The following is a 24,967-nucleotide window of genomic DNA, read 5'->3' as shown; positions in this document are numbered from 1 at the left end:
TTATTTATCTTGGTGGTGGTGGAAAAAGAGAAAATTTTATCACAATATATGCCCGTAGCTGCTGCGCCGATCATTGCGAAGTGGATAGATTATTTTCAATGTGAATTTAAAATATCAAAAGGCAGGGCCACCAAGCTGGGCGACTACAGGCATCCCTTCAAGGAAGCAGGGCACAAGATTTCTGTAAACAATAACCTCAACGCTTATGCTTTTTTGGTAACTACCGTACATGAATTTGCACATCTGCTTACCTGGAATGACTATAAGAACAAGGTAAAACCTCATGGAAATGAATGGAAACATAATTTTAAAAGAATGATGGTGCCATTTTTAGAGCAAAGTATTTTTCCTGAGGACCTGAAAAAAGCGATTGTTAGCTATTTGAATAACCCCTCGGCAGCTAGCTGTACCGACCTGAAGTTATCCAGGGCATTAAAGAGGTACGATGTGTTGGCTGATGTTTCCAGACTGGAAGAGCTGCCTTTACATGCAGTATTCAGGATTAAGGACGGAAGACAGTTTAAAAAAGGTGAAAAGCTTAGAAAACGCTACCGTTGTGTTTGCCTTGATAATGGGAATGTTTACCTGTTTAATCCGCTTGCAGAAGTCACACTTGCTGCAACCGGTACATAAACTGCTTCTTTATCATTAACCTGCCACTTAAAATTCAGTTTTTTATCTTTAAAAACAGCAGGTATGCTGATCAGGCTATCTATAAATGCATCCTGGTCTCTTACCACAACAGTGGCGCTGTATCCATCAGGAAGCTTGTTTTTTAGCAATATACGGCTTTCTTCTGCAACAGAAATGATGTTGTCAAACACGACTTCAAATTTATTACTGGCGCGGACAGCATCTTTAAGGCGTAAAATATTCTCAGCAAATTCCTGATTGTTTTTTGCTGGTGTTTGCTGGAGGGTATATTTGTTTGATTTAAGTGCAGCTTCAGTTACGGCTAACCGGCTTTCTTTTTTAAAAACGATGTTGTTTCTAATGTAGGCCCTGCTTTCAGTATATTTTTGTGCATTTTCACCGTCCATGCTAATTTTTTCTTTAACCAATACCAGACTATCGTTTTTTAAGTAATATTTCCTTGTCTGGTTGCTCAAGCCTTCATTGCTGATATATTCAATAAACATTATGGAGCTCCCGTTCCAGCTGTATTGTGATGCATACATTAACTGATCTCCCAGCTGATAAACCAGACTGGTTTGTTTTTCCAGGTCTTTTGAATTTGCATCTATAGAATCTGCATATTGCAGGATATCCTTTTCGCTCATACTAGCTGCAGTGCGCTGGTTAATTAACCCTGCCTGTGGGTGTTTAGGCTTTCGGCTACAACTACAAAGAAATAGCAAAAGGATGGGAAAATAAATAGCTTTCATAATACCTGATGGATTTAGAGCTACAATGGCCATTATCGTGCCAGTTTGTTTAATAGGCGAGTAAACGTCTGATCGAACCCTTTAAACGACTTTTTGCAAGAAAGCTATCTTCCAGTACCTTATTCATGGGAATTGCTGTATCACTACTGGCGCAGCGCATTACCGGAGCATCCAGGTATTTAAAGCAATGCTCGGAAATCCAGGCGGCAAGTTCAGCACCAAAACCAGAACACAGTGTGTCTTCATGTAAAATAAGCACCCGTCCGGTTGTTTTAACGGCACTGGCCACAGTTTCTTTGTCCCAGGGCTGCAAACTTCGCAAATCTACCAGTGTAACAGAAAGGTCCGGATTTTGGTCCAGGTAGGACATTGCCCAATGAACACCTAAACCATAAGTAATGATGCAGCATTGTTCACCACGTCTCAAGACGTTTGCTTTCCCTATTTCCAGGGTATAAAAGCCTTCCGGTACAAGTCCGTGCAGAGAACGGTACAGGTATTTATGTTCAAAATACATGACCGGGTTTGGATCTTCTATGGCGGCAAGGAGCAGGCCTTTGGCATCTGCGGGAAAGGCCGGGTACACCACCTTTAACCCAGGTGTTTTAGTAAACCAGGCTTCATTGCTTTGTGAATGAAAAGGACCAGCACCTGTACCAGCACCGGTAGGCATACGGATCAGCACATCTGCTTTTTCTCCCCAGCGGTAATGTGTTTTAGCCAGATTATTTACAATCTGGTTAAAACCACAGGTCACAAAGTCGGCAAACTGCATTTCCACCATGGCCTTATACCCGTTTATGGAAAGGCCAAGCGCTGCGCCTACAATGGCCGATTCGCAGATAGGGGTGTTCCGTACCCGCGCTTTGCCAAATTCCTCGGCAAAACCATCAGTTATTTTAAAGGCACCACCATATTCCGCAATATCCTGGCCCATTAGTACCAGGTTGTTGTGCCTTCGCATGGCTACACGGAGACCATCAGAAATGGCATCAATGTAACGGATATCTTTTGCAATAGTACTATCCGGTGCTGTGCTTGTACCAGCATAAGGGAAATACATGGCTTTCAATTCCCTTTCAGAATCAGCAAGCGGATCGGCTTCATTAAAAGCATTTTCAACCTCATTATCAATCTCAGTTTTCAGGCTGGCTTTTATTTCCTCAATTGAATCCGGATTAAGTATTTTTTGATCGAGCAGATACTGTTCGAAATTTTTAACAGGATCTTTTTTTTCCCACTCATCTAAAAGCTCCTGGGGAACATACTTTGTGCCCGAGGCCTCTTCATGACCACGCATTCTAAAAGTAAGGCATTCTATCAGTACAGGTTTAGGGTTTTCCCGCATTCTGCAGGCAACCCTGTCAATCAGGTCATATACTTCAAGGATGTTATTTCCATCCACTTTAAATCCTTCGATGCCATAACCTATGGCTTTATCTATCAGGTTCTTACATCTAAATTGTTCGTTAACAGGCGTTGATAGGCCATAGCCATTGTTTTCAATTAAAAAAATAACTGGCAGGTCCCATACTGCGGCTACATTAACGGCCTCATGAAAATCGCCCTCACTGGTCGCGCCTTCTCCTGTGAATACCAGCGTAACTTGTTGCTTGCCCGTCAGTACATCTGCAAGGGCAATACCGTCGGCAAGTGCCATTTGAGGCCCTAAATGGGATATCATTCCAATGATTTTGTGTTCCTGGGTTCCGAAATGAAAGGAACGGTCGCGGCCTTTTGTAAAACCAGTAGCTTTGCCCTGCCATTGGGCCATCAGTTTGGTTAAGGATACATTCCTTGAAGTAAAGACCCCTAAATTTCTGTGCATGGGAAGGATGTACTCCGAGGCTTTCATCGCCATGGTACTGCCCACTGCTATGGCTTCCTGTCCAATACCAGAAAACCATTTTCCAATACGGCCCTGACGCAATAAGATCAACATCTTTTCCTCCACCATCCTGGGATATAGGAGTTGTAAATAAAAATTTAACAGCGTGACATTGTCCTTATCTTTTCTGTCGAAGGTCATAAATTATAAGCTTTTCGGATCTTTGTTTTTTTCCCTCCACAATTTAGCAAAAGATTTTGGTGCAACCTCAGGCATTTCACGGTATTTGCCCCAGATCTTTTTAAACAGAAATTTCAGAAAGAAATTCTTGATCTTTCCGCCAAAAACATCGATTCTTGACCTTTTTAACATGCTGGTTTTCCAGATCTTCCAGCCAATTTCTTCAGTTTTGGTATTGTCGTGTTCCGCTGCCGCATCCCTGCGGTTCAGGAGCAACATCTTATGGATGTCGATCTTTACGGGACAGACTTCCGAACATTTTCCGCAGAGGCTTGAGGCGTAGCTCAAATGCTTAAATTCTTTCATCCCCTTTAAGTGGGGGGTAATGATGGAGCCTATAGGGCCGCTATAAGTCGTGTTATAAGTATGTCCACCGATATTTTTATATACCGGACAGGCGTTCAGGCAGGCACCACAACGGATACAGTATAAGCCCTGGCGCTGATCTTTCTGTGCCAGCAGATTTGTGCGGCCATTGTCTAACAGGATGACATACATTTCTTCAGGACCATCTGTTTCTTCGCCGCGTCTTGGCCCACTTAGTATGGTATTGTATACCGTTAAATTCTGGCCGGTACCATGGCTGGCCAGTAATGGCCAGAAAAGGTCAAGGTCTGCCATTGACGGGATAATTTTTTCTATACCTACAATGGCGATATGGATTTTAGGAAAGGTAGTGCAAAGCCTGGCATTCCCTTCATTTTCCGTTAAGGCAATACTTCCGGTATCTGCAATTAAAAAATTTCCACCACTAATGCCGATATCTGCATTCAGATACTTTTCTCTCAAAAGCTCACGGGCTTTTTGTGTAAGCTGCTGAGGGGTATAGTCTAAAGGAGTACCAAATTTTTCATGAAACAATTTGGCAATCTCCTCCTTATTGAGGTGCATGGCAGGCGTTACAATATGATAAGGGTGTTGGCCCAACAACTGGACGATGTATTCACCGAGGTCACTTTCCAGCGATTCTATACCATGCTCTCCTAAAAAATCGTTGAGATGGATTTCTTCAGTGGTCATTGATTTTGACTTGATGACCGTTTTACCCCCGGTTCTGTTGATGATGTTCAGGATTTCCTTTTGCGCTTCCTGGGTGTCATTTGCCCAGATTACTTTTCCACCCCTGCGCTGAAAGTTGGCTTCAAACTCAGGTAGAAATTTGTCAAGGTTTTCCATTACCCGCCATTTAATTACATGTGCTTTCTTTTTCGAATTTTCCAGGTTCTCAAATTTGGACAATCCGCGTTCTACGGCTGTATTGTATTTGCCTATGTTGTAATTAATTGTTTTGCGATGCCCTAAATCAAAGGCCTTCTCATCCGCTTTAATCAAAAATTCCTCAGATACCTTCATCATCTTCCAAATATAAAAATAAATCAGAAGCATTGTTATGCCAGATTTACATGGTATAAAAAAACCTGCCGGGTGGGGCAGGTTTAAAGATCTTATTTTTTCTTTGTTCCGTCTTCGTTCTTGTCCACAGCAGGTCGCTTGGCGCCATTTGCCAGCTCCCAGGCTGTGTAGTAAACCAATCTTGCCCTTTTAGCCAGCATTGGAAAGTCGATCTTACTGATCTCATCACCCGGCTGATGATAATCTTCGTGGACCCCGTTGAAATAAAAGATAACCGGGATGCCATGTTTGGCAAAATTATAATGATCAGATCGGTAGTAGAAACGGTTTGGGTCTGTACGGTTGTTATAACGTTCGTCCAGGTTCATCTTTACATAATCTTTATTCGCTTTTTTACCTATACGGTCCAGGTCGCTGCTTAACATATCAGAACCAATGATATAAACAAAATTGTTATCCTGGGCATGCGCAGCATCTCCACGGCCTATCATATCTATATTCAGATTGGTAATCGTATTGATCAATGGAAAAACAGGATATTCCGAATACCATTCGGAACCTAACAGCCCCTTCTCTTCACCCGTTACCGTCATAAACAAGATACTCCTTTTAGGGCCTTTCCCAGCTTTTTTAGCTTTTGAAAAGGCTTCGGCAATCATCAGCACTCCGGTTGTCCCTGAGCCGTCGTCGTCAGCTCCATTGTTGATTTTATCGTCACCTTTTGCATCCGGAGTAATGCCAATGTGATCATAATGTGCAGTAATCACTAGAATTTCTTTCTTTAACTTTGGATCACTGCCTTCCAAAAAGCCCAGAACATTTTCAGTCCTTATTTTATTTTCAGTTTTCTTTGCACTGGCAGTAACAGAGACGGTTAAGACCTGCGAAACCGGCTTCCCGGTTTCGGTCATTTTCTTTTTTAATGCATCTAAGGTAGTTTTTGCCCCCTTTAAGATCTGGTTGGCCAAAGTCGTACCGATGTAGATAACGGGCATGCCCTGCGGCTCGTTCAGGCGGTCAAGGTTTTCTTTGGTTTTCATTACCATCTGTTCAGATTGCAGATAGTTTTTCAGGTTATCCGGCATATCAATCACAGGGTCTATTACCAGAACAGCGCGGGCTTTATGATCCGATAGGTATTTAATTTTTGTGTTGATATTACCACCTGTTTTTGCAGTAGTTGTACCCGAAGGTTCTGCAGTTTTAAGGATCATCACTACATTACCGGTAATATCCTTCCCCTCGTAGTCGTTATAGCCCTCTTTGTTCAGCCCATAACCTGCAAATAAAATGCTGCCTGAATTAAAAGCAAAGCCGCTGCCTGATACCGATGAAGGTACGACATAAAAATTTTTAATGGGTTCTGCGGGTTGGCCTTCCAGCGTTAGCATCTGCGAAATACCAAAAGAAGCCATGTCTACAGACTGAAAATAATCGCCGTTTACCGGACCATTTAAACCCAGAACCTTAAACTGATTTTTAATATATTCTGCGGCCATCCAGCCCCCTTTTTTACCAGTCTCCCTACCTTCATATTCGTCAGAGGCAAGCACAGAAAGATGTCTATAGGCATTGTCTTTGTTAATGGTCTGACTAAATTTTACCGCATCTCTGTTTTGTGCTGATGCGGTACAGCCCATCAGCAAAATAATACTGCTATATAAAAGGTGCTTTTTCATGTTTCCTGCTTTAGCACGACATTTTATTCACTCTGCCAGCGTGTCTCCCACCTTCAAAAGCAGTGTTTAGAAAGGTGCTTACCATCTCTTTTGCCAGTTCTTCAGATACAAATCTTGCCGGGATACAGATAATGTTGGCATTGTTGTGCATTCTGGCAAGTTCGGCAATCTCCTTTTGCCAACAGATTGCTGCGCGGATCTGCTGATGCTTATTGGCAGTTATGGCAACCCCATTGGCACTGCCGCAAACCAGTACACCAAAGGTATAAGCCTCACTTTCTACAGCTTCCGCAACAGGATGTGCAAAATCAGGATAATCAACAGAATCGGCCGAGTGGGTGCCAAAATCTTTAACTTCATGGTCACTTAAATAAGATTTTAGGAGTTCCTTGTATTCAAAGCCGGCGTGATCTGCACCTATTGCGATTTTAATTTTTTTATCGGTTGACATCTTTTAAATTTATTTTGATAAAGTAATATGGGCGTTTTACGATTTCTTTACTTTGGCTACCCCATAAAGCTCCTTATTTCTTTTGCGCTCAATATTAGCTGATATAAAGATACTCAGTTCGTATAGTACAAATAGTGGGAAGGCTACTACAAGCATTGTCATCACGTCTGCTGTAGGTGTTACAACTGCAGCAACAATGAGGATAATTACAGCGGCATATCTTCTGGTTGAACGCATGAACTTAGGGGTCATGATACCGAACTTTGACAGAATATAAATCACTACGGGCAGCTGAAAGATGATCCCGGAGCCAATGGTTAATGTCGCTACAGAAGAAAGATAAGAAGTGATGGTAAAGGTATTCTGTATATCAGGGCTTACCGTAAAATTTGTGAGGAAGTTTACGGACAGCGGACATACTATATAATAACCGAACAGGATCCCTATGAAGAAAAGTGTAGAGGCAAACATCACAAAATGACTGGCCGATTTGCGCTCATTGTCGTGTAAGGCAGGTTTAATGAACAGCCATAGTTCAAATAAAATATATGGGATGCCGAGTATAATGCCGACCATTACGCAGGCATTGATCTGCAGGGTAAACTGTCCGGCCATTTCTGTATTGATGATCTTGGCATCAATATGCGTGATGCAAAAGTCTGAACCGATCAGGTTCGGCCATGCAGCAGCCATCTTGCACATCATTCTGTAAGTCCAGAAATCAGGGTTCTTAGGCCCCATGATCAGATCATTAAATATAAAGTCTGAAAACCAGAATGCGCCTATGGTAAATAATACTACGACCAGTAATGAGCGTAGTAAATGTTTTCTAAGTACATCTATATGGTCAAAAAAAGACATTTCTGCCTCTAAAGTCTTTCCTTTTTCTTTGATGGCCCCAATCAGGTCACGTTTTTTATTATCACTCATGTACGTTATTTGTAAAACAAAAATACCATTCTTTTATTTAGAATGGTATTTACGTTTAAAATCTAGCAAATAGTTTTTATGTTATTCTGAAAACTCGAAAGTCTCCATAAATTTAGTCGTAAAATTACCCGCCCTAAAGTTAGGATCTTTCATTAATTTTAAGTGGAAAGGTATCGTGGTTTTTACACCCTCTATCACAAATTCACTTAAAGCCCGCTCCATAGTACTGATCGCTTCTTCACGGGTTTGTGCAACGCAGATCAGCTTGGCAATCATAGAGTCATAGTTTGAAGGAATCTGATAACCTGCATAAACGTGCGTATCAACCCTTACCCCATGTCCGCCCGGAGAGTGGAAATTTGTTATTTTACCCGGAGAGGGCCTGAAATTATTAAATGGATCTTCCGCGTTTATCCGGCATTCAATAGCATGCATATCAGGTAAATAATTCTTTCCCGAAATCGGAACACCCGAGGCAACTTTGATCTGTTCTTTAATTAAATCGTAATTGATCACTTCTTCTGTTACCGGATGTTCTACCTGGATGCGGGTATTCATTTCCATAAAATAGAAATTGCGGTGTTTATCTACCAGGAATTCTATGGTGCCCGCACCTTCATACTGAACAGCAATAGCTCCTTTAATGGCCGCTTCGCCCATTCTTTCCCGCAATTCAGGTGTCATGAAAGGTGATGGGGCCTCTTCCACCAGTTTCTGGTGCCTGCGCTGTATAGAACAGTCGCGCTCCGATAAATGGCAGGCCTTGCCATACTGATCTCCGATGATCTGGATTTCTATGTGACGTGGATCCTCAATATATTTTTCCAGATAAAGTCCGTCATTTCCAAAAGCTGCACCCGACTCCTGTCTGGCACTGTCCCATGCATTTTCAAAATCTTCATCTTTCCAGACTACGCGCATTCCACGTCCACCACCACCAGCAGTAGCCTTAAGGATTACCGGGTAGCCGATCTCGTTGGCCGTTACAATACCTTCTTTGATGTTCTCTACCAAACCTTCCGAACCAGGGATAGTAGGTACCCCTGCTTTTTTCATGGTTTCTTTGGCCGATGCCTTATCGCCCATAGAATTGATCTGTTCTGGTGTTGCCCCAATGAACTTAATCCCATAATCACGGCAAACAGAAGAAAATTTCGCGTTTTCAGATAAGAATCCGTATCCCGGGTGTATGGCATCCGCATTGGTCAGCTCAGCTGCAGAAATGATATTTGGAATGCTCAGGTAAGAATCTTTACTTGGTGGCGGGCCAATACAAACAGCTTCATCAGCAAAACGTACGTGTAAACTCTCTCTGTCGGCAGTAGAGTAAACCGCTACGGTTTTGATGCCCATTTCTTTACAGGTCCGAATAATGCGTAAAGCAATTTCGCCCCTATTGGCAATTAGTATCTTTTTAAACATATTTATCTATTCCGATTAAACCGGCTCTACTAAAAATAAAGGTTGATCATACTCTACAGGTGAAGCATTGTCGACAAGAACTTTTACAATTTTTCCTGACACTTCACTTTCTATTTCATTGAAAAGTTTCATCGCCTCAATGATACAGATCACTTTGCCTGCAGTAATTTCATCTCCAACATTTGCGAACGAAGGCTTATCCGGACTCGCAGAGCGATAGAAAGTACCAATCATTGGCGATTTAATGGTGATGTATTTTGAAGTATCTTCAACAGGTGCAGATTTGGTTTCGGTAGGGGCAACCGGCTGTGGTGCAGCAGCAGTTGGTGCAACAGCAGGCGCAATCTGGGCAGGAACAGTTGCCTGAACATAGGTAGGTGCCTGATTGGTTTTAATGGTGATCTTGAAGTTTTCCTGCTCAATAGCTACTTCGTTTACGCCCGAACGAGAAACAAATTTAATAAGTTCCTGAATTTGTTTAATATCCATTTTTTAGGTGTTATTTAGAAAAAATAGTACGTCTTTAGAACTATCTAAGTTAAGATTATTTATTTTATAAAATTAATAGGCCCATTTTAAATAAACAGAACCCCAGGTAAAGCCTCCTCCAAATGCGGCCAATATCAGATTGTCGCCTTTTTTCAACTGGTTTTCCCATTCCCACAAACATAGGGGGATTGTACCATTAGTGGTATTGCCATAACGCTGTATGTTGATCATTACTTTTTCCGAACCTACGCCCATTCTGTTTGCAGTAGCATCAATGATCCGCTTGTTGGCCTGGTGTGGTACCAGCCAGGTTACATCATCGGAGGTAAGGTTGTTACGTTCCATAATCTCGGCAGCAACATCCGCCATATTGGTTACTGCAAATTTAAACACGGCCTGGCCTTCCTGGTAAACCACATGCTCATTGTTGTCTATAGTTTCGTGTGTTGCAGGTCGGGCCGATCCGCCGGCTTTCTGGTGTAAAAATTGTTTTCCGGCTCCATCGGTTCTTAATATAGAATCCATGATGCCGAGACCTTCTTCATTGGGTTCCAGTAAAACTGCACCACAGCCATCACCAAAAATGATGCAGGTAGTACGGTCCTGGTAATTAATGATCGATGACATTTTATCACCGCCCACTACCAGTACTTTTTTATGTTTTCCAGATTCAATAAACTGTGATGCCGTTGATAATCCAAAAATGAAACCTGAACAGGCGGCCTGAAGATCATATCCCCATGCATTTTTAGCGCCAATCTTATCTGCCAGAATATTTGCAGATGCCGGGAAAGGCATGTCCGGTGTTGTGGTGCAAAAGATAATCAGTTCAATTTCTTCTGCGCTGATCCCGCGTTTCTTTAGCAAACCATTTACGGCATGTACAGCCATATCTGAAGTGCCTAATCCTTCACCTTTCAATATTCTTCGCTCTTTGATACCTGTTCTGGATGTGATCCATTCATCCGTAGTGTCTACAATTGATTCAAGCTCTTTGTTGGTCAGTACGTAGTCTGGCACATAACCATGAACAGCTGTAATCGCAGCGTGAATTTTATTCATTTTATCTCAAATTATTTAAATGCGGCTTGTATTTTTCCAACCAAGCCAGTTGTAATCATGTCTCTGGATTGCATGATCATGTTCTTAACGGCCAATGGGCTTGAAATACCATGGCCAATTACTACCGGCGCGTTTACACCCAACACTGGGCTGCCGCCATAGTTCTCATAATTAAAGCGGTCAAAGAACTCGTCCTTTAAGCCTCTTTTTAAGGTTAGTACATAAAATGATTCTGCAAGTTTAAGCATCACATTCCCAGTAAATCCGTCACATACAATTACATCAGCCTTATCGTTAAATAAGTCCCTTCCTTCTACGTTACCTACAAAATTAAACAGCTGGGTATCTTTCATTAAGGGGAAGGTGGCCAGACTTAGCATATTGCCTTTTTCATCCTCTTCTCCAATGTTCATTAAAGCTACTTTAGGTGTATTTATTCCCATTACATTCTCTGCATACAAGCTGCCGAGTATACCAAACTGGAGTAAGATATCGGGTTTGCAGTCAGCATTTGCGCCAACATCAACCATTAAACCAACGCCACCGCTTAATTTAGGCAGAAAAGTAGACAGACATGGACGTATGATACCAGGAATGGTTTTTACACTAAATACAGCACCAACAAGCATAGCACCAGAATTTCCGGCACTTGCAAATGAGTCCAGTTTGCCTTCTTTGAGTAAATTGAAACCTATTGAGATGCTTGAATTAGGCTTTTGAACAATAGCCTTAGTGGGATGTTCGCCCATACCAATTACTTCTTCGGTATGAATATATTCAAAGTGATCCGGATTGAATCCGTTTTCGGATAGGAGGGGCTTAATCTGCTGGGTATCCCCAATAAGCACCAGATGCTCCTTCGGGGATAACAATGGATGAGCTGCTATTGCTCCTAAAACATTTGCTTTAGGAGCATAGTCTCCGCCCATTATATCGAGACCTATTTTCATAGTAAAATCAGTTTGTGTACCAGGCAAAATTGCCGCTTTTTTAAGGCCTCTAAGTTAAACTATAGGACACTTAAAACACAAACTATTTTTCAAGAAAATTAACCTATTGAGGTGTTTTCAATAACCAATTTACCGTTGTAGTATAAGTTACCATCAACGTTATAAGCGCGGTGAGGAATGTGTATCGCACCTGTTGTCTGACAAGTAGCTAAAGAAGGAGCTTCTGCTTTATAGTGAGTTCTTCTCTTATCTCTTCTGCTCTTAGAAACTTTACGTTTTGGATGTGCCATTGCTGATTTATTTAATTATTATTTTAATTTCTTTAACGCTGCCCACCTTGGGTCGTCATTTTGTTCTTCTTCTTCCTGTTTTGATCCAACCGCTAAACTTTCCAGTCTTGCAATCATCTCCTGGTCGCATTTTACTCCAGTGCCGTTCTCTTCACATATCTTTATATAAGGTACCGATACCGTGATGAATTCGTAAATCAGTTCAGAGATGTCAATCTCACTTTCTTTTTTACTCAGTACAATGATCTCCAGATCATCGCTTTCCAGCTCATCTTCAGCAAATTTTACAATCTGCCTTTCCTGTATATTTATCGGTGCCCCAAATTCAGCTAAACATTTATCGCAGTCCAATACTATGGTACCGCTAATGCGGAAATGTAGTATTAACATTGTTTCCTGTTTGTCTAGCTCAACTTCTGCTTTTAAGTTCCCCTTTTTAACCAAAGAGTATTCAAAAGCATCAAAAAAGCTGTTATCAATCTCAAAATCAAACTGATGTTTGCCAATTTTTAAGCCTGTAAATGGGATTGAAAATTGTTTTAATGGTTTCAATTGTAACAAAATTTTAGCCCGCAAATGTAGGGATTATTTTTATTCAGTGCAAATTCTTTTTTAATTCGCGTCGTCCTTCATATCGGCGGGAGTTTCAATAATTTTTCCACCGCTTCTTAATTGATTGCCAAGTAAGGCTTCCTGTTCTCTTCTGTTCTTAACTATATGTGTAGCTGCAAATACGGCTTCAATAAACGAAGAGGGATCTGCAAGATTTTTACCAGCAATGTCATAACCGGTACCATGGTCAGGTGAGGTACGTACAATTTTTAGTCCGGCAGAGAAGTTAACCCCGGTGCCAAAAGCAATGGTCTTAAACGGGATCAGTCCCTGATCATGGTACATCGCCAATACTGCATCAAACTGTTTGTAGCTGCCGTTTCCAAAAAAACCATCTGCAGGATATGGCCCAAAACAAATTATGCCTTTATCAAAGGCCTCCTGTATCGCAGGTACAATTATGTTTTCCTCCTCTTTACCTAACAGGCCGTTATCTCCGGCATGCGGATTTAAGCCAAGTACTGCAATTTTTGGTTTTTCTATCCAGAAATCTTTCTTTAAGCTCTCGTTCATCAACATCAGTTTTTTTACAATTTTTTCTTTGCTGATGTGGGGGGCAATAGCCGCAACCGGAATGTGTCCCGTTACTACACCCACACGGATGTCCTCGCTGATCATGAACATCAGTACATCATTGCTGTTGCTCTGTTCCTGTAAATATTCTGTATGTCCCGGAAATTTAAAAGTATCCGATTGAATGTTGTGTTTATTGATCGGTGCGGTAACAAGCGCATCAATTTCTCCTTTTACCAATGCATCGGTAGCTTTTTGAAGAGATATTAAAGCATACTTACCGCCTGTTTCGTTTGAGATACCAAGGTCAATCTTGACATCTTCCTCCCAGCAGTTGATCAGGTTGGGCTTTTTGGGGTTTGCTGTGGCCGGTTCATTGATCACATTAAAAGCGAAGTCGGTAAGCCCCAATGCCTTTCTATGATAAGAAGCAACTTTTGTATGCCCGTAAACTATTGGTGTACAGTAATCAAGTATGCTGTTGTGCGACAAGGCCTTCAAAATTACTTCTAATCCGATGCCGTTTATATCGCCTATGCTTATCCCAATTTTAATTTTATTGCTCATGCCTGAATAGAAATTTGGCGCAAATTACAGAATTTCACCTTAATGTTAGTCCGATACTCATAAAACTTTAATATTTTTACAGCTTTTTAAGGGAGAACAACATGAGTTTGGTTAGGGCAAAAAAGCATTTGGGGCAACATTTTTTAACCGATAAAAACATTGCGGCCAAAATCGTAAATGGCCTTGTTCATACCGATAAATACAAACAGGTACTTGAAGTTGGGCCTGGCATGGGTATTTTGTCTGATCTGTTACTGGAGCGAAAAGATCTGGAAACCTATTTGATAGATATTGATGTAGAGTCCTATCATTTTTTGCAGCAAAAATATCCCCAACTTGGGAGCAGGTTGATAAATGGCGACTTTCTAGCCTTAAACCTGTCGGATATATTTAAGGATAAATATGCTATTATTGGCAATTTTCCGTACAATATATCTTCCCAGATTTTGTTCAAAATTCTCGAAAACAGGTCCAGTGTTGTAGAAATGGTTGGGATGTTTCAAAAGGAAGTGGCAGAACGCTGCGCTTCAAAAGAAGGGACCAAAGATTATGGGATATTGAGTGTGCTGATCCAGGCCTATTATCATATAGAATACCTGTTTACCGTTAAACCAGGTACATTTAACCCGCCACCAAAGGTAAATTCAGGAGTGATCAGGCTAAGCAGAAATGCTGTTGAAACATTACCCTGTGATGAAAAACTATTTTGGCGCACGGTAAAAGCAGGTTTTAACCAGCGCAGAAAAACCCTGAGAAATGCGCTTTCAGGTATTATCCCCAAAGACAAAATGGACGAACATCCATTTTTTGACAAAAGAGCCGAACAGTTGAGTGTGAACGATTTTATTGTGCTTACCTCTCACCTGGCTCAGTTGTCAAAGTAACATTATTTTTAATAACCAAAAAACGCCATCCGACCGAAAAATAAAATTGAAAGATGAAAGGAAAGATCTTAATTGTTGATGACCTGCACCCTATATTTAAAGAAAGGGCTGCTGCAATGGGTTATGATGTACATGACCGCCCCTTGATTACCAGGGCAGAAACACTGGCCATCATTGCGGATTATGAAGGGATTGCTGTCCGCACCAAATTTTTAATAGATAAAGAATTAATGGAAGCAGCCCCAAACCTGAAATTCATTGCAAGGGCAGGGGCAGGACTGGATAATATTGATGAGGCCTTTGCCAAATTAAAGGGGATCAAATTACTGAATGCCCCCGAAGGCAATATGGATGCTGTAGGAGAACATGCTATTGGCATGTTGCTGGCGCTCATGAACAATTTTCGGAATGCTGATACAGAAGTGCGTAAGGGTGTGTGGGATAGAGAAGGTAACCGCGGATATGAACTAAAGGGTAAAACAGTTGGGATTATCGGTTATGGATTTATGGGCAAAAGCTTCGCTAAAAAGCTTTCCGGCTTTGATGTCCATGTCATTGCTTATGATAAATATAAAACGGGTTTTAGTGATGCCTATGCCAGGGAGGTCAGCATGGAAGAAATTGTAAAGCAAAGTGATGTGCTGAGCCTGCATATTCCTTTAACCCCCGAAACAAGGCAAATGGTAAATGAAGAATACCTGTTCCATTTTCGTAAACCCCTGTTTTTTATCAATACCGCCAGGGGCGAGGTGGTTAGCACCGAAGCCGTTTTAAAAGCGATAGCCCAGGGTAAGATACTCGGTGCGGGGCTGGATGTACTGGAGGTAGAAAAATTTCCGGCATTAAGCAATCAGGAATGGTATAATGCGCTTAAATTAGCTGAAAAGGTTGTGTTAACACCTCATGTTGGTGGCTGGACATTCGATTCTTACCGTAAGATTTCAGAAGTTCTGGCAGAAAAGTTAAAGGACATCTGAAAGCATGAACAGGGCGTATTGTAAATGAAAGTTAAAATAATCTTAAAAATTTGCTTTTATGCTAACTCCCTGTTATCTTCGTTTCAATTGAAGCAAGACTATGTAGGCTTAAAAACCGATGTAGTCTTGTTTGTTTTTTAGAGGATTTACAAAAAAATAAACGAGCTATGACAGAGGTAACATATTATACCCAAGATGGTTTAGATAAACTGAAAGAAGAACTGCAGTATTTAAAAACTACTGGCAGGCAGCTGATTTCAAGGGCGATAGCTGAGGCGAGAGATAAAGGTGATCTTTCTGAGAACGCTGAGTATGATGCTGCAAAAGAGGCGCAAGGCCTGCACGAGGCAAAAATTGCCAAAATGGAAGCTACACTTTCTACTGCCCGGTTGATAGATGAATCCAAATTGGATACATCAAAGGTACTTGCACTTTCTATCGTAAAGATCAAAAATGTTAAAAATGGTGCTACGATGTCATACCAGTTGGTAGCTGAATCTGAGGCCGATCTTAAAACCGGAAAAATCTCCGTAAAATCACCTATTGCAAAAGGATTATTGGGTAAATCTGTTGGTGATACCACAGAGATTGAAGTGCCCGCAGGGAAAATGGAATTTGAAATTTTAGAGATCAGCAGATAAAAAAATATGGCCAGTATCTTTTCAAAAATAGTAAGCGGTGAAATACCCGCACATATTGTAGCAGAAACTACAGAATTTCTGGCATTTTTGGATGTGAGCCCATTGGTGATGGGGCACGTGCTGGTGATCCCCAAAAAGGAGATCGATTATATCTTCGATATGGATGAAGAAAGCTATTTCGGGTTAACCTTGTTTGCTAAAATTGTGGCGACAGGTTTAAAGGAAGCTTTTCCATGTAAAAAAGTGGGCGTTGCCGTAATTGGCCTGGAAGTACCACATGTGCATATCCATCTCATTCCAATGAATAATGTAAGTGATATGAATTTTAGTAGGGCAAAGCTGCAACCGACGCAGGAAGAACTTGCAGAGGCGGCGGTTAAGATTAAGGCAGCACTTTCTAAAGATTAAAAGGAAAAACAGATCACTCCCCCAAATCCGGGAAACCTTTCCCGATGAAGGACCGGAAAATTTCCGCTACAAAAAAAGCAGGGTCAATGTAAACCCTGCTTTTTTTGTAGCTTCTCATTATTTTTATGCCTTTCCGCATCCCTGATGCTTTTTTTAACCAGGTTCTTCTCCAAAGCAGCGGTCAGGTCAATACCTGTCTGGTTGGCCAGGCAGATCAGTACAAACAGTACATCTGCCATTTCATCCCCCAGGTCAACGGCTTCATCACTCTTTTTAAACGATTGTTCTCCGTATTTACGCGACATGATCCGGGCGACTTCACCAACCTCTTCCATCAGGATGGCTGTATTGGTCAGCTCATTAAAATAACGGATGCCGGTAGTAGCTATCCATTGATCAACCGCTTCCTGTGCTTCTTTTATGGTCATTATTCCTTGTTTTTTGTATCAATAATTATCGTTACCGGGCCATCATTAACCAGGCTGATCTTCATGTCTGCCCCAAAAATGCCGGTCTGTACCGCTTTTCCCAATAGCCTGGAAAGTTCTTTGACCATGCTTTCATATAATGGGATTGCTTTTTCTGGTCTGGCAGCCCGGGTAAATCCAGGCCTGTTTCCTTTCTTTGTAGCCGCAAATAAGGTAAACTGACTGACCAGCAGAATATTCCCGTCAATATCTGCCAGCGCCTTATTCATCAAACCGTTTTCATCTCCAAATACACGCATGGCAGCAATCTTTTGTGCCAGCCATACCAGGTCTGCTGCTGTATCTGCATCCTCAATACCCAGCAATACCAAAAAACCATTGTCAATGCTGCCTGTAATATTTTCATCCACTTGGCAGCTGGCTGCAACAACTCTTTGAATAACTGCCCTCATGTTTAAGCCCTGGTTTCGTTACCATGATAAATACTCAGGTAACTTTCGTATCTGCTCAGTTCTATTTCCCCACTTTCTACAGCTTTAATTACGGCACAGCCAGGCTCGTTTACATGCCGGCAATTGTTAAACTTACATTGGTGCATCAAATCCCTCATTTCCCTGAAATAATGTCCGAGTTCCTCAGGTCTGATGTCAAATATACCCAGTTCACGTATGCCCGGGGTATCAATCAGGTAACCACCAAAAGGTAAGGCATGCATTTCGGCAAAAGTAGTGGTATGCTGCCCTTTATCACTGGATCCCGAAATTTCACCTGTTTTAATGCTGTGCCCGGGCAATAAGGCATTGATCAGGCTCGATTTTCCTACACCTGAATGTCCTGAAAATAAAGTCGTCTTGTCTTTTAACAAAGATTCGATCAAAGGGATGTTTGTGCCCTTAAGTGCAGAAACCGAATAACAGGGGTAACCAATATTTTCATAAATGCCTTGGTACTCGGCCAGTATTTCCAGCCCTTCTTCATGAAAAAGGTCAAGCTTGTTAAATATCAGCATAGCAGGGATATCATAAGCCTCGGCAGTGGCCAGAAAACGATCGATAAAACCCAGTGAAGTACGGGGAGAAGCCAGCGTAACCACTAAAAAAGCCTGGTCCATATTGGCCGCAATGATCTGGGCCTGTTTAGACAGGTTAATCGATTTTCGGATGATGTAATTCCGTCTGTCGTATAGCTTATTGATGATGCCGTTGTCCGAATTTGGTTCTAGTTCAAACTCCACACGGTCGCCCACTGCAACAGGATTAGTGGTTTGGATGCCCTGTATCCTGAACTTACCTTTTATACGGCAATCATAGTCCAGGCCATTTTCAGCATGCACCTGATACCAGCTACCGGTCGATTTTATTACTAATCCTTGCATATAAGGCGATAAAGATAAGAAATTGTAACGTTATGTACTCCTTCAGGTGAAATCCTACTAAACCGATCGATTGAATAATTTATTTTCACAATCATTTGCGAATTAAAAAAATATGCCTTTACTTTACGCCTCGTTAGTGTAAATAATACAATGTATAAAAATTTGACCACAACCACTATTACCACAACCACCGGCATCGAACGGAGGAAGGTAAGCTAGTGGGCTAAAATAGAAAATATAAAAACCACAAAAAGCGCCTTCCTCTAATCCAGGAAGGCGCTTTTTTTTTAACCAACAACTATGAATATTTTAAAATTTGGAGGTACATCTGTCGGTTCAGCTCAAAGCATAAGTGCATTGATGGATATATTGATCAAGGGGAAGCACGCTGAGCACCCTATCGTCGTTTTATCTGCTATGGGTGGTGTAACCAACACTTTGCTGGATATGGCAGAAAGTGCCAGAAAGGGAGAGGACTATGCCGAAACGCTGAAGAAGGTAGAAGACAAACACTTCGAGGTGATCCGTGCATTGCTGCCTGCAAGTGCTCAAAATCCGGTACTTACCAAACTAAAGATCTATTTAAATGAATTGGAAGACATTCTGCAGGCAGTTTATAACCTGAAAGAGCTGAGTTTGCAGACCAAAGACCTGATCTTAAGCTATGGCGAACGCTGCTCAACCATGATGGTGAGCCACATTGCGAGACAATATTTTGCAAATGCCCTGTTTGTAGATGGCTCGGAACTGATTAAAACAGACCATAACTTCGGACAGGCGAAAGTGAACACTGAGCTGACTGAAAACCTGATCAGGGATTTTTATGCAGGCAATAACGATAAACTGCTTTTTGTTACCGGCTTCATTTCCAGTAACGACGAAGGGCGTATCACTACTTTAGGGCGTGGGGGCAGTGATTATACAGCCGCCATCTGGGGGGCAGCCCTTGGTGCCGATGAAATTGAGATCTGGACCGATGTAGATGGCATGTTAACAGCTGATCCGAGGATCGTTAAAAAGGCTTTTTCATTGCCTGAACTGAGTTATACCGAGGCTATGGAACTTTCTTATTTTGGTGCCAAAGTGATCTATCCACCTACCATGATCCCTGCCTTTTTAAAGAAAATACCTATAGTCATTAAAAATACTTTTAATGTTGATTTCCCTGGTACCTATATCAGGCACAATGTGCATGCCTCCAGCCTGCCGATCAAAGGGATCTCTTCGATTGATGAGATCAGTATCCTTAACTTATCCGGCAGCGGTATGGTTGGTAAGGCCGGATTCAGCGGAAGGCTGTTCTCTATGTTGTCCAGAGAGCAGGTCAATGTAGTCCTCATCACACAATCCTCATCCGAACACAGCATTACCTTTGCCGTTAAACCTGCAGATGCCTTAAAAGCACTGGCACTCATCAATAAAGAATTTGAACTGGAACTTCAGGCCCGTAAACTGGAATACCCGGAGGTAGAAAACGGACTTTCGGTTTTAGCGATAGTGGGTGAAAACATGAAGCGCACACCGGGTATTTCCGGAAGGTTATTCAGTGCGCTGGGCAGGAATGGGGTAAACATCCGCGCCATTGCCCAGGGTTCGTCAGAATATAACATTTCCGTAATCCTGTCACGCAGTGATCTTTCCAAAGCGGTGAACGCTGTTCATGATGCTTTCTATGCCGACCTGAAAAAAACGCTGAACGTGTTTTGTCTGGGTACCGGAAACATTGGTAAAACCTTATTTAAGCAATTACAACACCAGATGCCTTTTCTGGCCAAAAATAACGATCTGCAGGTTAAGGTAATGGGGGTAAGCAATACCCGTAAAATGTACCTGGATGCAGAGGGAATAGATCTGAACAATTGGGAAGATACCCTGAACGAAAAGGGTGAACAGGCAGACCTGGCTGAGTTTATCAAAAAGATGAAGTCCATGAACCTGGCCAATTGTGTATTTGTAGACAATACTGCCAGCCATAACCCGATCCGGCATTACCTGGATGTATTGCAATCGAGCATCTCGGTGGTTACCTGTAATAAAATAGGTAATTCTGCCGAATATGATCAGTATGTGGCTTTTAAAGAGGCGGCAAGAAAACACGGGGTAGAGTTTTATTATGAAACCAATGTGGGGGCAGGACTGCCCATCATCCGTACCTTAAAGGACCTGATGCTGAGTGGCGACAGGATCAACCGCATTGAAGCCATCTTGTCGGGTACCATCTCTTATATCTTTAACAACTTTAAGGGAGACAGGCTTTTCAGTGAAGTTGTAAAAGAGGCACAGGATATGGGTTATACTGAACCTGATCCGAGGGACGACCTGAACGGTAAAGATTTTATGCGTAAAATGCTGATCCTTGCCCGCGATGCAGGTTATGCGCTTGAAGAAAAAGATGTGGCCATAGAAAGTATGCTGCCACCGGCCTGTCTGGCGGCCAGCAGTGTGGCCGAGTTTTACCAGGAACTTGAAAACAATGCGGCGCATTTTGAGAACTTAAAAAATGAAGCAGCTAAAAGCAATAAAGTATTGAGGTATATCGGTAAGCTGGAGGATGGTAAAGTGGCCATTACCCTGCAAATGGTTGATGACTCACACCCTTTCTATATGCTTTCCGGCAGCGACAACATTATCTCCTTTACTACTGATCGTTATAAGGAGCGTCCGCTGGTAGTAAAAGGACCTGGAGCCGGTGCCGAGGTAACTGCTGCCGGTGTTTTTGCTGACATCATTAACATAGGTAAAAGATAACTCTATGAAAAGATCAATAAAAGTTTTCGCTCCGGCTACAGTAGCCAATGTGGTCTGTGGCTTTGACGTACTAGGCTTTGCCGTAAATGAACCCGGTGATGAGGTGATCATGCGTCTTACCGATAAACCCGGTGTTTCCTTGTTAAAAATCACCGGAGATGAAGGCCGTTTGCCCTTAGACCCTGATAAAAATACGGTTAGTGCCATTGCCAAACATTACCTGCAGCATATTGGCCAGCCCAATGCAGGTATTGAAATAGAATTGCATAAAAAGATGCCTATAGGCAGTGGCCTGGGTTCAAGCTCTGCCAGTACGGTAGCAGGCCTGTTTGCCATCAATACTCTGTTCGATAACCAGCTCAGCAATAAAGAACTGATCCCTTTTGCCATGAAGGGCGAAGAACTGGCCTGTGGTTATGGCCATGCCGATAATGTTGCCCCGGCATTGATGGGTGGTTTTGTACTGATCAGAAGTTACAGCCCTTTAGACATCATCAGTTTACCTTTTCCGGCCGAGTTATATGCTGCAATTGTTTATCCTGAAGTAGATGTACCTACCAAAGATGCCAGGCAGATGATCCGCTCTAAGGTATATTTAAAAGATGCGGTAACCCAGTGGGGCAATGTGGCCGGTCTGGTAAGTGGTTTGTTCATGAACGATTATGAACTGATTGGCCGGAGTATGACCGATGTGCTGGTAGAGCCCACAAGGGCTATCCTTATCCCTGATTTTTATGTTTTAAGGGCAATGGCGATGGAAACAGGTGCTATTGGTTTCGGAATTTCCGGATCAGGCCCTTCTGTATTTGCCCTTACAAGGGATAAAGAGACCGCAAAAAAAATTACTCAAAACTTACAGCAGCATTTAAAAAGCCTTTCCATCAACAGCCTGGCTTTCGTCTCTGAAGTGAACAAAAAAGGACCGGTAGTATTAGATTAGCCATAAAAACAATGAAATTATACAGTACCAATAACCATAACCTGAGCGTAGATTTTCCAACAGCGGTTTTCAATAGCATGCCCTTAGATAAAGGCTTGTATATGCCGGTCGATATCCCTGTGCTTGATAAAGAATTCATAGACCATATTGAGCAGTATTCCCTGCCACAGATTGCCTTTAAAGTTGCTTCAGTGCTGTTGCAGGATGCCATACCGGCCGGCGATCTTAAGGCCATCATCGACGATGCCATCAACTTTGATGCTCCCGTTGTGAACCTGGCCGGCAATGATTTTGTACTGGAGTTGTTTCATGGCCCATCTCTTGCCTTCAAAGATTTTGGGGCAAGGTTCATGAGCCGGATCATGGGCTACTTTCTGAAAGAAAATGAAAAAACTTTAGACGTGCTGGTCGCCACCTCAGGCGATACGGGTGGTGCCGTAGCACTCGGTTTTTTGGGTGTGGCCAATACCCGTGTTACCATTCTTTATCCGAAAGGAAAAGTGAGCGACATCCAGGAACTACAGCTTTGTACCAATGGCCAGAACATTCATGCCATAGAAGTGGAGGGAACATTTGACGACTGCCAGCACCTGGTAAAACAGGCCTTTGCAGATGAAGAGCTCAATGAAAAACTGCGCCTTACTTCAGCCAATTCCATCAACATCTCTAGGCTGATCCCACAAACTTTCTATTACTTCAATGCCTATGCACAATTGCGCAGGCAGGGAAAAAAAGACCTGGTATTTGTAGTGCCAAGCGGAAACTTTGGCAATATTGCCGCTGGTTTACTGGCCTATAAAATGGGCCTGCCCGTAAAACGATTTGTGGCCGCTACCAACGTAAACGATACCGTTCCGCGCTTCCTGGAAAGCGGGATATACGAGACCAGACCATCCGTTCAAACCTACTCCAATGCCATGGATGTAGGCGCACCGAGCAATTGGGTGAGGATCATGGACCTGTTCAATAACGATAAAGCCGCCTTGGAAAAGGTGATGAAAGGTTATCGCTTTACCGATGATGAGACGCTGGAGGCCATCAAGGCCATTTATAATGAATTTGATTACATCGCCTGTCCGCATACTGCCATTGCCTGGCTGGCTTTGCAGCAATACAGAATGGATACTTCAGATCAGGAATTTGCAGGTGTTTTCCTGTCTACCGCCCATGCCTGCAAATTTCCGGATGTTTTTCCTGAAGAAATAAAGGCCGATATTGAAATCCCTGAGCAGGTAAAAAGCCTGGCTGCCAAACCAAAACTGGCTACAGCAATGGATACCGGTTTTGAATCCTTTAAAAAGTACCTGCTTACTTCTTATGGAAACGCATAATGGCAATGTCGCCCATCATAAAATTCAGGGTACTGTCGCTCGTTATCGCATAAGTACTTGCCTTTTTTAGCATTTCCACAAAAATGGTCTCTCCTTCACCAGGACAGGCCATTTTTGTCATAACAAAAGGCTGTGTAAAATTGATGGTTGTGTCGTCTGCAACAAGTTGTCCGGAAAAAGAATTACAGCTGGTATTCCCGCTAAACCTTTTGTCTGCAATATCAAATTTAATAAACGGCTTCTTGCCCGGGTATAATCCATTAAAGGCTATTCTTGGTCCTGATATATAGTTAAGTTCCCAGGTGCCACCCAGTTGGGAGAGGCCACCATTACCAATAGATCCGGGTTTCATCGTTGTGCAGGCCGTTAAAGAACCTACAGCAACCAGCAACAATAGCATCAGTCTGTTCATATAAATATAAGTCTTAATGTTATATGAAGATACAAAGAGTATTTCAGAAAACACAGATACCCCGGGTTTTTAAACCCTAAAATACCGCCTGCGCAATCTTTTTGGTCGGTTCCGGATTGCCCATCGTATAGAAATGCAGCACCGGCGCACCCATTGCCTTCAGCTCATTGCACTGATTGATCATCCATTCAATACCAACTTCTTTAACTTCCTTCTCTGATTTACAGCCATGTACCGCTTCGCTCAGTTCTATTGGAATATCCAGGTGAAATATTTTAGGCAGGCTGATCAGCTGTTTGCTGCTGGTAATTGGTTTTAACCCCGGTATGATGGGTACATGGATGCCATTTTCTCTGCATTTATCCACAAAAGCTTTATATTTCTTATTGTCGAAGAACATCTGGGTCACAATAAAATCAGCCCCGGTATCTACTTTGTGTTTCAGGTATCTGAAATCTGTATCCAGGTTTGGTGATTCAAAATGTTTTTCCGGATAACCCGCCACACCAATGCAAAAGTCTGTTTTTTCTGCACTTTCCATGTCGTCATGCAGGTATTTGCCGTTGTTCATGTCTACCACATGTTGCAGCAGTTCCGAAGCGTAAGCATGGCCATTTGGTGTTGGAATGAAAGAACTATCGCTTTTACGTGCATCACCCCTTAAAACCAGTACATTATCTATACCCAAAAACTGCAGGTCGATCAGGGCATTTTCTGTCTCATCTTTTGTAAAACCACCGCAAATCAAATGTGGTACAGCATCCACTTTGTACCTGTTCATAATTGCAGCACAGGTGGCTACCGTACTCGGGCGTTTGCGATAGGCCACCTTTTCCAGGAGGCCATTGGCATGTTGCTTATAAATGTAATCTTCGCGAAGATAAGTTACATCAATAAAAGGCGGATTAAATTCCATTAATGGATCTATGGCATCAAATATTCCTTTAATGCTTTGCCCTTTAATGGGTGGCAACAGTTCAAATGAGAATAAGGTTTTTCCTTTGGCGTTATTTATATGATCTATAATTTTCATGAATCGTCGTTCGTATGGT

General features: G+C 42.3%; 26 protein-coding genes. 8 read left to right on the top strand and 18 right to left on the bottom strand.

The annotated features are described in order from the left end of the window. Positions 1–18 precede the first annotated feature (18 nt). Positions 19–633: a SprT-like domain-containing protein gene (locus PHEP_RS19085; protein WP_015809626.1), complete on the top strand. Its 615-nt coding sequence runs from the start codon at positions 19–21 to the stop codon at positions 631–633. Here PHEP_RS19085 and PHEP_RS19080 read toward each other — a convergent pair. The 13 genes from PHEP_RS19080 to pdxA form a co-directional block, all read right to left on the bottom strand. Beyond that, a complete protein-coding gene (locus tag PHEP_RS19080) occupies positions 582–1,280 on the bottom strand; it encodes a hypothetical protein (protein WP_036674931.1) in 699 nt (232 codons plus the stop codon). The genes PHEP_RS19085 and PHEP_RS19080 overlap by 52 nt on opposite strands. Positions 1,281–1,434: 154 nt before the next feature. Continuing rightward, positions 1,435–3,414, bottom strand: coding sequence for an alpha-ketoacid dehydrogenase subunit alpha/beta (locus PHEP_RS19075; RefSeq protein ID WP_015809624.1), 1,980 nt, complete (start codon positions 3,412–3,414; stop codon positions 1,435–1,437). A 3-nt stretch (positions 3,415–3,417) separates the two neighbouring features. Next, positions 3,418–4,809, bottom strand: coding sequence for a LutB/LldF family L-lactate oxidation iron-sulfur protein (locus PHEP_RS19070; RefSeq protein WP_015809623.1), 1,392 nt, complete (start codon positions 4,807–4,809; stop codon positions 3,418–3,420). Positions 4,810–4,898: 89 nt separating this feature from the next. Continuing rightward, positions 4,899–6,485, bottom strand: a complete 1,587-nt coding sequence (locus PHEP_RS19065) for a M28 family peptidase (RefSeq protein WP_015809622.1) — start codon at positions 6,483–6,485, stop codon at positions 4,899–4,901. Between the two features lie 10 nt (positions 6,486–6,495). Beyond that, complete coding sequence (gene rpiB, locus PHEP_RS19060; protein WP_015809621.1) at positions 6,496–6,936, bottom strand: ribose 5-phosphate isomerase B; 441 nt, start codon at positions 6,934–6,936, stop codon at positions 6,496–6,498. Between the two features lie 36 nt (positions 6,937–6,972). Further along, a complete protein-coding gene (gene tatC / locus PHEP_RS19055) occupies positions 6,973–7,866 on the bottom strand; it encodes a twin-arginine translocase subunit TatC (protein WP_015809620.1) in 894 nt (297 codons plus the stop codon). Positions 7,867–7,947: 81 nt separating this feature from the next. Further along, positions 7,948–9,288: an acetyl-CoA carboxylase biotin carboxylase subunit gene (gene accC / locus PHEP_RS19050; RefSeq protein WP_015809619.1), complete on the bottom strand. Its 1,341-nt coding sequence runs from the start codon at positions 9,286–9,288 to the stop codon at positions 7,948–7,950. Between the two features lie 15 nt (positions 9,289–9,303). Further along, positions 9,304–9,777 carry an acetyl-CoA carboxylase biotin carboxyl carrier protein gene (gene accB, locus PHEP_RS19045; RefSeq protein WP_015809618.1) on the bottom strand — a complete coding sequence of 158 codons (474 nt, stop codon included), beginning with the start codon at positions 9,775–9,777 and terminating at the stop codon, positions 9,304–9,306. A 72-nt stretch (positions 9,778–9,849) separates the two neighbouring features. Continuing rightward, a complete protein-coding gene (locus PHEP_RS19040; protein WP_015809617.1) occupies positions 9,850–10,839 on the bottom strand; it encodes a beta-ketoacyl-ACP synthase III in 990 nt (329 codons plus the stop codon). Positions 10,840–10,850: 11 nt separating this feature from the next. Beyond that, positions 10,851–11,789 carry a phosphate acyltransferase PlsX gene (plsX, locus tag PHEP_RS19035; protein WP_015809616.1) on the bottom strand — a complete coding sequence of 313 codons (939 nt, stop codon included), beginning with the start codon at positions 11,787–11,789 and terminating at the stop codon, positions 10,851–10,853. Positions 11,790–11,887: 98 nt separating this feature from the next. Further along, complete coding sequence (rpmF, locus tag PHEP_RS21960) at positions 11,888–12,079, bottom strand: 50S ribosomal protein L32 (RefSeq protein WP_015809615.1); 192 nt, start codon at positions 12,077–12,079, stop codon at positions 11,888–11,890. A gap of 18 nt (positions 12,080–12,097) precedes the next feature. Next, positions 12,098–12,631, bottom strand: coding sequence for a YceD family protein (locus PHEP_RS19030; protein WP_015809614.1), 534 nt, complete (start codon positions 12,629–12,631; stop codon positions 12,098–12,100). Between the two features lie 60 nt (positions 12,632–12,691). Continuing rightward, entirely contained in the window at positions 12,692–13,771 is a 1,080-nt protein-coding gene (pdxA, locus tag PHEP_RS19025) for a 4-hydroxythreonine-4-phosphate dehydrogenase PdxA (RefSeq protein WP_015809613.1), read from the bottom strand. 101 nt (positions 13,772–13,872) lie between these two features. Here pdxA and rsmA point away from each other — a divergent pair, with 101 nt between their 5' ends. The 4 genes from rsmA to PHEP_RS19005 all read left to right on the top strand — a co-directional run bounded on the left by rsmA (position 13,873) and on the right by PHEP_RS19005 (position 16,681). After that, positions 13,873–14,655, top strand: a complete 783-nt coding sequence (gene rsmA / locus PHEP_RS19020; RefSeq protein ID WP_015809612.1) for a 16S rRNA (adenine(1518)-N(6)/adenine(1519)-N(6))-dimethyltransferase RsmA — start codon at positions 13,873–13,875, stop codon at positions 14,653–14,655. Positions 14,656–14,708: 53 nt separating this feature from the next. Continuing rightward, the gene (locus tag PHEP_RS19015; protein WP_015809611.1) at positions 14,709–15,632 is read left to right on the top strand and encodes a 2-hydroxyacid dehydrogenase; all 924 of its coding nucleotides are present in this window, start codon (positions 14,709–14,711) and stop codon (positions 15,630–15,632) included. 167 nt (positions 15,633–15,799) lie between these two features. Then, complete coding sequence (gene greA, locus PHEP_RS19010; protein ID WP_015809610.1) at positions 15,800–16,273, top strand: transcription elongation factor GreA; 474 nt, start codon at positions 15,800–15,802, stop codon at positions 16,271–16,273. A 6-nt stretch (positions 16,274–16,279) separates the two neighbouring features. After that, on the top strand, positions 16,280–16,681 hold the full coding sequence (locus PHEP_RS19005; protein ID WP_015809609.1) for an HIT family protein: 402 nt from the start codon (positions 16,280–16,282) through the stop codon (positions 16,679–16,681). Between the two features lie 83 nt (positions 16,682–16,764). On the opposite strand, the gene PHEP_RS19000 is transcribed toward PHEP_RS19005, so the two are convergent. Genes PHEP_RS19000 through rsgA form a run of 3 tightly spaced genes read right to left on the bottom strand, consistent with a single transcriptional unit; the run spans position 16,765 to position 18,484 of the window. Then, positions 16,765–17,109, bottom strand: coding sequence for a nucleotide pyrophosphohydrolase (locus tag PHEP_RS19000; RefSeq protein ID WP_015809608.1), 345 nt, complete (start codon positions 17,107–17,109; stop codon positions 16,765–16,767). After that, entirely contained in the window at positions 17,109–17,561 is a 453-nt protein-coding gene (dtd, locus tag PHEP_RS18995; RefSeq protein ID WP_015809607.1) for a D-aminoacyl-tRNA deacylase, read from the bottom strand. Before dtd ends, PHEP_RS19000 begins: the two co-directional genes overlap by 1 nt. 2 nt (positions 17,562–17,563) lie before the next feature. Then, positions 17,564–18,484 (bottom strand): ribosome small subunit-dependent GTPase A, encoded by a 921-nt coding sequence (gene rsgA, locus PHEP_RS18990; RefSeq protein WP_015809606.1) that lies wholly within the window; start codon positions 18,482–18,484, stop codon positions 17,564–17,566. A 300-nt stretch (positions 18,485–18,784) separates the two neighbouring features. On the opposite strand from rsgA, the gene thrA reads away from it, so the two are divergent. From thrA to thrC, 3 genes are read left to right on the top strand one after another with little or no spacing between them, the layout of a single operon-like run. Further along, positions 18,785–21,232: a bifunctional aspartate kinase/homoserine dehydrogenase I gene (gene thrA, locus PHEP_RS18985; protein WP_015809604.1), complete on the top strand. Its 2,448-nt coding sequence runs from the start codon at positions 18,785–18,787 to the stop codon at positions 21,230–21,232. Between the two features lie 4 nt (positions 21,233–21,236). Next, the gene (locus PHEP_RS18980; protein ID WP_015809603.1) at positions 21,237–22,172 is read left to right on the top strand and encodes a homoserine kinase; all 936 of its coding nucleotides are present in this window, start codon (positions 21,237–21,239) and stop codon (positions 22,170–22,172) included. Positions 22,173–22,183: 11 nt separating this feature from the next. Continuing rightward, complete coding sequence (gene thrC / locus PHEP_RS18975; RefSeq protein WP_015809602.1) at positions 22,184–23,503, top strand: threonine synthase; 1,320 nt, start codon at positions 22,184–22,186, stop codon at positions 23,501–23,503. Here the strand turns inward: thrC and PHEP_RS18970 are convergent. Beyond that, positions 23,481–23,915, bottom strand: a complete 435-nt coding sequence (locus PHEP_RS18970; RefSeq protein WP_015809601.1) for an META domain-containing protein — start codon at positions 23,913–23,915, stop codon at positions 23,481–23,483. The two genes, thrC and PHEP_RS18970, sit on opposite strands and share 23 nt — an antisense overlap. 76 nt (positions 23,916–23,991) lie before the next feature. Next, positions 23,992–24,948, bottom strand: a complete 957-nt coding sequence (gene metF, locus PHEP_RS18965; protein WP_015809600.1) for a methylenetetrahydrofolate reductase [NAD(P)H] — start codon at positions 24,946–24,948, stop codon at positions 23,992–23,994. Between the last annotated feature and the right edge of the window lie 19 nt (positions 24,949–24,967).

The organism is Pedobacter heparinus DSM 2366, from assembly GCF_000023825.1.
Lineage (GTDB): Bacteria > Bacteroidota > Bacteroidia > Sphingobacteriales > Sphingobacteriaceae > Pedobacter > Pedobacter heparinus.
This window is presented reverse-complemented; position numbering and strand designations above follow the sequence as displayed.